This is a genomic window from Schlesneria sphaerica, from assembly GCF_044336245.1.
Taxonomy (GTDB): domain Bacteria; phylum Planctomycetota; class Planctomycetia; order Planctomycetales; family Planctomycetaceae; genus Schlesneria; species Schlesneria sphaerica.
This window is the reverse complement of the sequence record NZ_CP172346.1, coordinates 6,668,506-6,680,241: the sequence shown is the minus strand read 5'-3', so window position 1 is coordinate 6,680,241 and position 11,736 is coordinate 6,668,506. Positions and strand designations below refer to the sequence as shown.

The following is an 11,736-nucleotide window of genomic DNA, read 5'->3' as shown; positions in this document are numbered from 1 at the left end:
TGGTGTGGGCACTGAACGCGACCGCCCGCAGATACTAGGAAAACGAGCATGGAATTACGAGCATTTGCTGAACGAGTTCTCCTGAGCGACTCGCTGGAACTCAAAATTCAACGCATGAGCGAAACTTTGACGGACGAGAATCCGGGGCCATCCGTCCGCCTTGCCGAGCCTGTTCGCCCCGCCAATCTGCAGTTTGCCCCGCGACGGGCCGCACCGTCGATGCCGCATCCGTCGAACTTTTCAGACCCCCGAAAACGGGCGATCGCTCATCACATCCTCGCCAACCACGAGCTGCAGGCTCTGGAAGTCATGGCCTGGGTCCTGCTCGCCTTCCCGGATGCCCCGACGGAATTTCGAATGGGACTTGTCGAAGTGATGGCCGACGAGCAGCGGCATACACGCATGCACGCAGATCAGGCCGCAGACCTGGGTGTGCAGTTCGGCGATCTGCCGGTCAACTGCTACATCTGGAAGAAGGCCCAGGATTTTCAGTCGGTGCTCGACTATCTCGCCGGCATCCCCCTCACCTTCGAGGGACGCAATCTGGATCACACGCTCGAATTTGAAGAATACTTCGCTGCCGCAGGTGATTCACGCAGCGCCGCGATCATGAAGGCGATCCACAAGGATGAAATTCATCACGTTGCCTTCGGCCTGAAATGGCTGAGGATTCTCAAACCTGCTGCGCAAAGCGAATGGGATGCCTACGTCGAACACCTGCATTGGCCGCTTCGCCCCGAGAAATCGGTGGGAGACATCTTCCACGAGGCCCCCCGAATTGCGGCAGGTATGTCCCGTGAATTCATCGAGCGCCTTCAGGCACCGGAACCGAATGAAGGATCGTCGACCGAGCCTGCGGGCCGCTGAGCACAACAACGGATTACTGCGAAATTGAGTACGTGAAGCGTTCTGATCGGCGACATCCAAGTCCGCTCAAGAAACGTCCACCCGTACATGAAAAAACACTGCTTGACCTGAACAGTCAAGCAGTGTCATCGTTTCTGTCACGTCAAACGGTTGGGGAGGCCCGCCTGATTACAGACCTGGCTCAAGTCGAACGAGCCCTCCGGTGGGCTTTTCGCCAGTGTTCTCACCCGTGCCGAAGACGGTGAGGTACAGTGTCCCCTCTTTGTCAAAGGCCAGGGCCGTTGGTCGATCAAGACTGACAATCTTCTTGGCAGTGACCGCTTCTTCGCCCACTTCCAGTTCGAACAGTCCGCCATTTCCCTTGATCTCTTCAGCCCAGGCAAAATCGGTGGCGTACAGTTTTCCCGTCTTGGGGCTGTAAGCCAGACCGGTGATGTCGTTCAGGCCTGTCGTCAACTTTTTGGTCAATTTGCCTTCTTTGTCGTAGAAGGTCAGCAGCGAATCACCGGGGACGGTCATCTCGCCCATCTGACCCACGACCAGGCTTGAGCCATCGGGCGTAACGGTGATCGCAACGGGTGCGTCGACTTCGGTCGCTTCCTTCGTAGCGATCGTGCCGGTCAATTCACCTGGCTTCCCGTCGACGATTTTTGCCGTGGCGATCCACCCCTTGGTGTCGTCACCGTTGGAGGTGACATAGATCGTGTCATTCCAGACAACAGCGGCGTAATAGTTCCCTTCGCCCTTGTAGTTGATCTCAGGATTCCCTTTGATCGGACCAAGAGCAAATTCGGTCTCCGTGGCCTTACGTGGCTTGGCGGGAAGCTCGTCAGCGATCTTGTAGACCCGGACCAGCTCTTCACCGTCCTGAAGGCCCCCATCCGGGACGATCAGTCGGTCAGTGCCCCACAACGTCACCCCCAGAGGTCCGATATTGTATTTGGGTCCTTTGCCGTAGACATCGGTGGGAAAGCCTTCGACTTCCAGATAGACCTTGCCGGGAGTCGACCGATCCCAGCGGAAGACTCCTTGATTCGAGGTCACGAAGACATGCCCCGTCCCCGGATGGACGGTAACGCCCGAGGGATTATTCAGGTGCTTCACCAAGAGTTTCGGAGTAGGCTCCGCTGGCTTCTCCGCCGCCTCTTGGGCGTACGACATCGGGGCGAACGCCAGAACCGCGAGTACCGCAGTTAACGGTTGAACAAACAATCGACGCATACTCACTCCATTCATCCATACCACAGAAAGTTTCACCGCGCAACACCATCTATGAATCACTCAACCAGACCGGGAAATCGATCTGAAGAAGTCCACATAGGAAATGCATCCCTGCACTCGCCCTCGTTTGCGGAAGACGACTGCCACTCCCTCTGACGCCCCGCAAGGCTTCAGTGGAAACAAGCCGTGACGCTGTTTCAATTACTTCATCAGCGTGGTGATCGTACTGGACCTTGACCCACGATTCAATTTTACAGCGGAATCTCTCTGCAGAGCACCGACTTTTCATTCCCCCAGTTTGACGACAGGGAAGGTCGCTGACACACTTAACACGCGGTCGATCGTGAAAGGCAGTCAAGACGATCTGGCATCGGCTCACACCACTGCTCGTCCGAATGACTATCTCACGGTTGGCATTCAACCTGGGATCGCTGCCTCCCCCGATTGCCCCCCCGCTCGTCACATTCCCCTGTAATTGGACCTGAAGAGATTGATCGAGGCCCTGGACATGATTCGCCCTTTCGTACTGACATTTCTGTTTTCCATCTTGGCGGCGAGCCCTTTAGTGAGGGCTGGGGATTGGCCGAGTTGGCGAGGACCAACCGGAGACGGGATTTCGACCGAGAAGAATCTGCCCGTCGAGTGGAGCCCGACACAGAACGTTGCCTGGAAGCTTGAACTCCCTGGCCCCGCCGGTTCGACACCTGTCGTATGGGGCGATCGCATCTATCTGACATCAACGGCCGAAGACGGCAAACTGGTACTGATTGCCGTGTCACGCGATGGCAAAGAACTCTGGCGGCAGATGGTCGCCCAGGGAAACAAGGATGTTCGGGGTGACGAAGGAAACTCAGCCTCACCTTCACCGGTCACGGACGGTAAGCATGTCTGGACATTCTTCGCGAACGGCATCCTGGGTTGCTATACCGCAGACGGGAAGGAAGTCTGGAAATTCGACGTGCAGGACAGGTACGGAAAGCTGGAGATCGCCTTCGGCCTGACAGCCTCACCGGTGCTGCACGAGGGAGTGCTTTACCAGCAGTTGATCCACGGGGACGGCGATGCCGCCACACGGGAAGCCTGCGTCGTGGCTCTCGATGCCGCCACGGGAAAAGAAATCTGGAAAGTCGATCGTCCCAGTGACGCCCATTCCGAAAATGAATCGTCCTACGCCTCGGCAATCCTCTACAATGATGGGAACGAAAAGTTCCTGCTGTCTCATGGGGCTGACTTTGTGGTCGCTCACGATCTCAAGGATGGGCATGAGCTCTGGCGATGCGGCGACTTGAATAAGAAATCCAACTACGATCCCACGCTGCGGTTCGTGGCTTCGCCCGGAGTTGCAAAAGGACTGATCGTCGTCCCCAGCGCCAAAAAGGGGCCTGTCGTGGCTCTCAAGCCCAACGGCCGCGGAGATATCACCAAACAGAGCGAATTCCACTGGTGGTCCTCCGCAAGAACCCCCGATGTCCCCTCTCCATTGATCGTGGGTGATCTGGTCTACCTGTGCATGGAAAACGGTGACCTCGCCATCCTGCGCGCCAAGACCGGCGAACAGCTCGACTACCAGCGCACCCACCGTCAACGCCACCGCGCCTCTCCCGTCTACGCCGATGGCAAGATCTACCTCACAGCGCGAGACGGCCAGGTCACCGTCGTGAAGGCGGCTGAAAAAGTCGAAATCCTCGCCGAAAACCAACTCGGCGAAGACATCTCCTCGTCCCCCGCCATCTCCAACGGAGTCATCTACATCCGCTCTTTCCAACACCTTTGGGCCATTTCCCAAGGGAAGTAAGAACGCGAAGATCAGACCTGGTGTGCCCCTCGGCACACCAGGAATTTTGGTGAGAAGATTGCAAAGATTACAGGCGACGCGCCAGTGCCCACAAAAGAGCTCTCCACCGATCCCTGTGTCGGTGGAAGCAACGACTGACCAGCTAAAGCCGACAATGATCCCTACATTTATGCTCTCCACCGACCCTGTGTCGGTTGGAAGCAGCGACTGAGCCGCTAACGAGCCACCCCACACCTCGATCTCTGTAAGACTTGCCTGTCAGCGACTGTAGCCTGTTTCACTTTTCGTCGATGACCACTCGGCATGGACAGACAACCGGTTGCCCGAATTCAGACAGACTGCCGAGTCAGACAGGGTGTATTTTCAGAAACCCGATCATGTCCTGTCGCAGCCTGGTAGACGCAGCCCGAGGTGGCACTACCTGAGATCGAATGGTCCGGGTACAGAACCCGAGCAGGTTCGTAGCGCGTTGAGTCAAGTTCAACGGGAGTTCCCTCAGGTGGATCTTTGCACTGACCGGGGAGGGCGTTTGGGACATCCCTCGACAACATGTAACTGGTCCTGGCACAGGCCGAACGATGGAAACAACGTGCGCAAGCAGCTTCGTCTCAGCAGCTCAGTCGTGGCTTCCACCGACACGGGGGTCTCATCGTACCACACATCTTTGTCTTCTCGGTCTTCCGGCGGTTATTGCCGATGTTGGCTTGTCGTGAGTTGTTTTTATTTGAATAGAAGCGATTTTCGTGGTCCGTTTTTGTGTGTGACCTGGACAGCGAGTCATCATTGGACGTGTTCACGCAAGGATTGCGTGAGGATTGGTTTCAATTCTCTCGTGAAAGTCCTTGCCATGCCGGAGATGATCTTTGATCAGTTGGACACAGCCCAATTCGGTGACAAGCGGTTGACGAAGCGATTTGTCAGGATCATGGAACGCGTCTCTGAGAAGCCGAACATGAGTATTCCGGCCGCGATGAAGGGGCGCGCCGAAATGGAAGGGGCCTATCGGTTTTGCGATAATCCGAAGGTGTCCCCCGAGGCGATCCGCTCTCCCCATGTCGCCGCCACGTATGAGCGAATTCGCCAAACAGACGTGGTCGTCTTGGTTCAAGACACGACCCAACTCGATGTCACTCGCCCCAGGCAGCAAGTCAGAGAAAGCGGCCCGCTGGAGTTTAAAACACGCTTTGGCGCGTTCGTTCATCCGTTGATTGCCTTTGATACCAACGGGATTCCTCTGGGCGAAACCTGGAATAAGACCTGGGTTCGCAAATCGATTGAGACGCAGGTCCCTCGTTCGGAAAAGCGAGATAGACGCATGGCGACTCCGATCGAAGACAAAGAGAGTTTCCGCTGGCTGGAGGGCCTTCGAGCGGCGCGAGAGGTCGCCAAAGTCTGCCCTGACACCCAGTGCATCTGTGTGGGAGATAGTGAAGCAGATATCTACGAACTGTTCGCCGAGCCGCGAAACACGGGTGAAGGACAGGAATTGCAGTTACTGGTACGCGCCTGCCACGACAACAGGGTTCTGAGCAATCACCCCCAGAATTTGGTGGAAACACTGCGGGCGTCAAGCAGTTTGTTGTCGTGTAGCGTCAAAGTGAGCCGTCGGACTCCCAAGGTAAAGGCGAATAAACGAAAACGCACACTAGAACGAGACGCTCGGGTCGCGGCAGTGGAAATTCGTACGGCGACGGTCACACTTCGACCACCTCACCGCCCCGACCGCAAACTCCTTGAAGCGACGTTGAATGTTGTCCTGGTAGAAGAACCAAGTCCTCCAGAAGGACAACAGCCAATCCAATGGATTCTCCTGACAACATTGCCGATCGATAACCTCGAACAGGTTCAATTGATCGTGAAATACTACGGTATCCGCTGGCAGATCGAAGTTTATTTCAAAACCTTGAAATCGGGTTGCCGCATTGAAGAACGGTACTTCGAGGAGATGGATCGACTGCTGAATTGCGTTGCCGTGTACTCGATCGTTGCGTGGAAAATCTTATATCTGTGTCGGCTCAGCCAGCAGTGTCCCGACCTGGACTGCGAAGTCGTCTTCGAGCCTTGTGAATGGAAACCCGTTTACATGGTCACGCACAACAACGTGCTCCCTCAGAGCCCCCCGACGCTGAACGAAATGGTCCGGATGATTGCCTCGTTGGGTGGTTACGTGATGCGTTCGAAAACTCAACCCGGCTCCCAAACGCTGTGGCTGGGTCTTCAACGTCTGCATGACCTCTCCCAGGCCTGGAATTCATTTGGACCCGAGGCTTCTGCGCGAATGCCCCGCGGTGGTGATCAGCTCTGCAATGACGGCCCCTCCCGCGGATCCGATCGGGGTCGAGGCAGGGTATGACACAGAACGTCATCAACTGTCCCTGAGCACCGCCAGCCCAACGACTTCCCGCAGGTCTGTCCAACGGTCGGAACCGTCGACGAGTAACCACGCTCAAGATGAGCTCGCTCGCCGATGTACGCTCTGACAGCCCGCCAGTTGCCATACAAGAGCATCGTTCCCCACTCTCGTGCTCTCTCTCATCCGACTACTTGCTCGGGTGGACCCCGTCTCCAATCATTCTCCATCGTTGAACCTCATTCGCCCCAGAAACAAAGGTCAGGATGCCACCGACATCGCGTTTCACGAACCCGTTACGGCAGACTTGTGTGGTACGATGAGACACGGGGGTCGGTGGAGAGCTCTTTTGTGGGCACTGGGGCGTCGCCTTAGCAGCTCAGTCGCTGCTTCCACCGACACAGGGATCGGTGGAGAGCTCTTCTGTGGGCACTGGGGCGTCGCCTTAGCAGCTCAGTCGCTGCTTCCGGTCGACTCGGCGTCGGTGGAGAGCGGCTCTGCTGGGGGGGTGACAGTTCGAAAGAATCGCCTGCCTTCGTTTCTGCGATATCGTCCACACCTGCCTTTCACGGGCAGGGTCGAGTCCAAACGTTTGGATGTTTGGGCTCGCTGTGCGGCAGTTTATTGCTGACACTGCTTACTATTGAAAAGTAAGAATTATTGGAACGCCAGCGTTGATCAGGTCAGGAGGGTGAGCAACGTGACCTGATTACAGCGCGTTGTTGTTCACCGCGCGGTGTCAGAATCATCAACGAGTTGCGGTTTGCTTAACTATCTCGGTCACGGTGGCCGGTGGGAATAAGATCGTGATTCGACTCGTCCTGACGAAACTGAGGCTCGGCTGATGGTCAGGTTATGGCGTGAACTGATCGTGCGGAGGGGAAAGGTCAGGACCTTGAGCAGTCACGCAAGACTGGGAACGGCGTATCGGGCGATCAATGTCGCGGTGATGACGATAGTCGGTGACCGGTCGAGCTCGAAAGAGACTATTGCGTGTAACGGGCGGAGACGAGGGTTTCTTCTCACTCACGGATCGAGTTGTGATTTAACTTCCGCTACCGCAATCGTATTCACAGAGGGGATCAGCGGCGAGACGCCGCTGATCCGATTTCGATTTCTTGATTTTTGTGACGGGCTGGCCAACTGGCCAAAGTTTGGCCAGTCGGTGGCCAGTCCCATGTTTTTCAGCAATCACAGGTTAAGTCGTTTTACGTGACTGGCCCGGCCGGCCAGGGATACCGTAATCGCAATGCGATCGTTTTGCCGGCGCAGACAATATTGAGTCCGGGCACACGGATAGAACGTCATTCTGAGTGCCTCAGTCTGATACTGATGATTTGCCGTTATTTGACAATTCGGAACAGGTCGGAGCACCTTCCTCGCATGAGGAGGTGTCGCGAAAAGCAAGCCGAGCAACAACAGGGACCCTCAAAGGATTTCCGCCGACGTCACCACGAGACGACGGGTACCTTGGGTTCTTCCGCTTCTGCCGAGGTCTCTTGCCAGTTGGTGGCGGAGGAAATGGTGGAGGGGAGGGCGGAGAGACGGAGAAAGTTTGCCAGAAGCTGGTGACCAGACTGGGTGAGTACGGATTCCGGGTGGAACTGGACTCCATAGAGAGGGCGTGTCTCGTGCTGCAGGGCCATCGGGATCCCCTCCTCGGTGCGGGCGGTGACTCGCAGCGAGGAAGGCAGGGTTTGCTCATCAACGATCAGCGAGTGGTATCGTGCAACTCTTAACGGTTGCGGCAAGTCCTGAAACAGGTCTTCGCCCGTATGCTGAATCAATGACGTACGACCGTGGACCGGTTTGGGAGCCCGGATGACGTCACCGCCGAGTGCTGCGGCAATGGCCTGATGGCCTAAGCAGACGCCTAGCATGGGGATGGCGTGGCTCAACTCACGGATGAGGGGAATTGAGACACCCGCTTCATGGGGTGTGCAGGGGCCGGGAGAAATGATGATGGCACGAGGGGCCAGTTCCGCGACTCCTTCCACGGTAATGGCGTCATTGCGGACAACGCGGGTTTCGCACCCTAACTCGACCAGGTACCGCGCCAGGTTGTAGACGAAGCTGTCATAATTATCGATCAGAAGTAACATCAGGTGTTGCCAGCAATCAAAGGGCCTTCAGCATCCCTGCCGCTTTCGTCAACGTCTCTTCGTACTCCGCTTTGGAGTCCGACTGAGCGACGATGCCTCCTCCGACGTTACATTGTAGCCAGCCATGCCGCTGCACGTACGAGCGAATCAGGAGATTGCTGTCCGCCTGCCCATCGGCCCCGACGTAGAACAGGCTGCCGCAGTAGGGGCCTCGCACGGTCGGTTCCAGTTCTGCAATAATCTCCATGGCCCGGACTTTCGGAGCTCCGGTAATCGAACCGCCCGGAAAAGTCGCTTGAAACAGATCCCAGATCGATAGTTCTGGTTTGAGCTGGCCTGTGACAGCAGAAACCAGATGCTGAACGGTTTCGTATGTTTCGACCGTGCAAAGCTGTGGGACACGGACTGTCGACGGCAGGCAGACTCGGGACAGGTCGTTCCGTAACAAATCGACGATCATCACATTCTCGGCTTGGTCCTTTTCACTCTGTCGTAGCTCGTCACGAGTAAACAGATCGGCCTCGGGGCCCCGTTTCCTTTGACGAGTTCCCTTAATCGGACGCGTTTCCACCTCGCCATCCTGAACCCAGAGAAACCGTTCGGGGGAGGCGCTGACGATGGCCCAGTCATTCCAGACCATCAAACCGGCAAAGGGTGCCGGATTGACAGACCGCAGCCGCCGATAGAGCGACACAGGCCCACACGGTGCCGGTGCCAGCAGCCTTTGCGACAGGTTCGCCTGGAAGATGTCGCCCGCCTGGATGTACTCGATCACTCGCTCAACCGCCCGCAGGTAGCCCTCACGCGTGAAGGTACTCGACACATGCGGCACGGAGGGAAGGGGAAACTGGTCCGCCAGTTCGAGCTTCCGCGGAAGGGGAGATGTCTCGTCTGGGCGGGCGCGGCCTGCTGCCAGTGCAGCCTGAACATTGCGTATCCGGTCAGCGGCACGAAAAGCACGGCGGTCCGGCTCCCGCTCCGGCCACCCCTGCGAGACGAGCCAGACTTTGTGTAGTTCATGATCCCAGGCGATCACCCAGTCATAAAGTCCCACCGCCAGGACCGGCAGATTGAATTCGTTGAAGGTGGGTGTCGGAATTCGCTCCCAGGATTGCCCCAGTTCATACCCCAGCAGACCGGCGATCCCCCCTTGAAAAGGGGGGAGGCCCGCAACCCGCGCGGTTGGTAATTCCTTCCACGCTGCGCGGACTTGTTCGAAAGGATCGATTCCGTAGCGGGAACGATCAAGCTCCCAGCGGTTGATCGGATCAGCCATCAGGAAGGTGTAGCGACCGACCCCCCTCCGTTGAAGAGCGCTTTCAAACAGCAGCAGATTCGGCCAGTCTGCAAGGGCCTCTACTGCTGACATCACGTCAGTAGATGGAGAAAGCTCTTCGACGAGGGGAAACGTGATCGCGGTCATGCGTGCTCTCGCACTCCCAGAGGGCATCCATGCATCTGCACTCTCGGGTCGCAGTACTGGAAACGTCGATTACTTATGCTCTGCCATGGCGGGCGTCTTCAGCGCCTCTTCGACGAGTGCGAGGGTCTCATCGAGTTCTGGCCGAAAGAGATCACCAATCAGCAGGTCTGTGATATCCCCCTTGCGATTAGGGTGTTTGGCAACGAATCTGCCGAAGCTGAAACCGGCGTAGTAAGCGTTGACCAGTGATCGCATCCGCTGCATACCTCGGACATAATCGGGTTCCCAGGCTCCCAGTTGAGCCGCCGACGTATCCCCCTTGGCCAATCCCTCACAAACCGCATCAGCGGCGAGTTCACCTGACTTCAGTGCCAGGAGCACACCGGAAGAGTAAAGCGGATCTAGGAAGCCAAAGGCATCGCCGACGAGGACCCAGCCATCTCCGGCGGCACGGCGGGAGCGATAGGAATATTCCTTCGCGGCCCGATAAGGGGCGACCCGCTTTCCAAGACTGATTCGTTGCTTCACCGCCGGACATTTTTCGACTTCCGCGTGATAGATGGCCTCGAAATCTTTGGTATCGCGATTCTTAAACAGGTAGTTATGGTCAGCGACGACACCGACACTGATGATGTTGTCATGCAGCGGGATGTACCAGAACCATCCTGTTTTTCCCTGAACCTGCAGTACGACCGTCGCCCCCTCGTCGCGTCCCGTGTCTCGCTGAGCACCTTCCCAATACGTCCAGACGGCCGCCTTCTTCAGTTCCTGATCCCATTCGCGCAGACCGAGCTTACCCATAATCAACGAGCTTTGACCGCTTGCATCCACGATCACGTCAGCTCGCTCGATCCGCTCTTCGCCACCGGCTTCGTCTTTCACGCGCACACCGACGGCTCGTTCGCCCTCGAAGAGGACTTCGAGAACTCGCACACCTTGCTGCACATCGACGCCGTGGTCGGCGGCGTTCTGGAGCGTCATCTGGTCGAACTCACTACGCCGGACTTGCCACGTCTGGGACGACTCATGCGGCTTGTGGTCGAGAAAATAGAAAGGCTCCGACAGTCGACCACTGGCGCCGACGAACTGCACGCTGTACTTTCGGATGAACTCGCTACTCTTCATCTTATCCAGCATATTGAGTCGTTTGAGGACCCAATACGTTTGCGGGATCAACGATTCACCAATATGGAACCGCGGAAACTGCTCTCGCTCCAGCAGCCGAACTTTGTGACCGCGCTGAGCGATCAAAGTCGCTGCTGTCGAGCCGGAGGGGCCGCCACCAATCACGATCACGCGAGGGTCAGTCGAATTCACCATGGCTACGGTTGCTCCACTAAACAAGGAAATCTATGGACAAGAGAGGATTGATGAACGAATCACGCTTCTCGACACCAGTGGCTGCCTTCCACTTCGTGTGGGAAGCGAGCCGCATACAAAAGTTCTACCAGTTGCTTTAACTGAGCTTCTGACAAATGACCGAGTTGCCGGGAATGACACTCGCTGACGGCGGTGGAAAGTTCATCGACGAGTTGCAGCCCGCCAGCGGTGATGCTGACTTCGACGACGCGGCGATTGTCAGCGCGCCGCTCGCGTTGAATTAACCCACGTGCCTCAAGGCGGTCGAGCAGGCGAGTCATATCGGGGGCCCGCGAAATCAGCTTATTTCCCAAGGCAGATGTCGGCATCGAAGCGGGATGCACGGCCTGCAGAAGTCGGAGCGCGTTGTACTGCTGCGCTGAGAGTTCATGCGATGCGAAAAGCTCATCCTCCAGCGACTTCAACCTGTCATACGTGCGCCAGAGGTTTAGATAGACCTCTTGCTGCAGGGAGTCGAAACGAGATTTTCGGGCCGTCGCAGCCAATGATGATCATCCCATGAGTTGACTTGTAACGGAATCCGCTCAACGAGGCGCTGCTTGCTGCTCGTTGCCCCCAACTGGGAACGGTTCATGCGAATTGTAGGCCGCTGGATTCA

Annotated in this window: 8 protein-coding genes; 3 read left to right on the top strand and 5 right to left on the bottom strand. The window is 56.9% G+C overall.

The annotated features are described in order from the left end of the window. Positions 1 to 48: 48 nt before the first annotated feature. Positions 49 to 867: a ferritin-like domain-containing protein gene (locus ACGY09_RS24010; protein ID WP_397569742.1), complete on the top strand. Its 819-nt coding sequence runs from the start codon at positions 49 to 51 to the stop codon at positions 865 to 867. 168 nt (positions 868 to 1,035) lie between these two features. Here the strand turns inward: ACGY09_RS24010 and ACGY09_RS24005 are convergent, their stop codons facing one another. Continuing rightward, a complete protein-coding gene (locus tag ACGY09_RS24005; protein WP_373652442.1) occupies positions 1,036 to 2,088 on the bottom strand; it encodes a hypothetical protein in 1,053 nt (350 codons plus the stop codon). A gap of 508 nt (positions 2,089 to 2,596) precedes the next feature. Between ACGY09_RS24005 and ACGY09_RS24000 the strand changes: the two genes are divergently transcribed. Together ACGY09_RS24000 and ACGY09_RS23995 are read left to right on the top strand one after the other, a co-directional pair. Further along, a complete protein-coding gene (locus ACGY09_RS24000; protein ID WP_397569741.1) occupies positions 2,597 to 3,883 on the top strand; it encodes a PQQ-binding-like beta-propeller repeat protein in 1,287 nt (428 codons plus the stop codon). A gap of 847 nt (positions 3,884 to 4,730) precedes the next feature. Beyond that, positions 4,731 to 6,236, top strand: coding sequence for an IS4 family transposase (locus ACGY09_RS23995; RefSeq protein WP_397569740.1), 1,506 nt, complete (start codon positions 4,731 to 4,733; stop codon positions 6,234 to 6,236). Between the two features lie 1,445 nt (positions 6,237 to 7,681). Here ACGY09_RS23995 and ACGY09_RS23990 read toward each other — a convergent pair. The 4 genes from ACGY09_RS23990 to ACGY09_RS23975 form a co-directional block, all read right to left on the bottom strand. After that, a complete protein-coding gene (locus ACGY09_RS23990) occupies positions 7,682 to 8,335 on the bottom strand; it encodes an anthranilate synthase component II (protein ID WP_397569739.1) in 654 nt (217 codons plus the stop codon). A 16-nt stretch (positions 8,336 to 8,351) separates the two neighbouring features. Further along, complete coding sequence (locus ACGY09_RS23985; protein WP_397569738.1) at positions 8,352 to 9,758, bottom strand: anthranilate synthase component I family protein; 1,407 nt, start codon at positions 9,756 to 9,758, stop codon at positions 8,352 to 8,354. A 69-nt stretch (positions 9,759 to 9,827) separates the two neighbouring features. Next, on the bottom strand, positions 9,828 to 11,078 hold the full coding sequence (locus ACGY09_RS23980; protein ID WP_397569737.1) for an NAD(P)/FAD-dependent oxidoreductase: 1,251 nt from the start codon (positions 11,076 to 11,078) through the stop codon (positions 9,828 to 9,830). Between the two features lie 59 nt (positions 11,079 to 11,137). Further along, a complete protein-coding gene (locus ACGY09_RS23975) occupies positions 11,138 to 11,623 on the bottom strand; it encodes a MarR family winged helix-turn-helix transcriptional regulator (protein WP_373652447.1) in 486 nt (161 codons plus the stop codon). Between the last annotated feature and the right edge of the window lie 113 nt (positions 11,624 to 11,736).

What these genes read in the sequence shown, in the direction of transcription:
- ACGY09_RS24010 (WP_397569742.1), top strand. Translation starts at nt 49, where the DNA reads ATGGAATTACGAGCATTTGCTGAACGAGTTCTCCTGAGCGACTCGCTG.
- ACGY09_RS24005 (WP_373652442.1), bottom strand. Translation starts at nt 2,088, where the DNA reads ATGCGTCGATTGTTTGTTCAACCGTTAACTGCGGTACTCGCGGTTCTG.
- ACGY09_RS24000 (WP_397569741.1), top strand. Translation starts at nt 2,597, where the DNA reads ATGATTCGCCCTTTCGTACTGACATTTCTGTTTTCCATCTTGGCGGCG.
- ACGY09_RS23995 (WP_397569740.1), top strand. Translation starts at nt 4,731, where the DNA reads ATGCCGGAGATGATCTTTGATCAGTTGGACACAGCCCAATTCGGTGAC.
- ACGY09_RS23990 (WP_397569739.1), bottom strand. Translation starts at nt 8,335, where the DNA reads ATGTTACTTCTGATCGATAATTATGACAGCTTCGTCTACAACCTGGCG.
- ACGY09_RS23985 (WP_397569738.1), bottom strand. Translation starts at nt 9,758, where the DNA reads ATGACCGCGATCACGTTTCCCCTCGTCGAAGAGCTTTCTCCATCTACT.
- ACGY09_RS23980 (WP_397569737.1), bottom strand. Translation starts at nt 11,078, where the DNA reads ATGGTGAATTCGACTGACCCTCGCGTGATCGTGATTGGTGGCGGCCCC.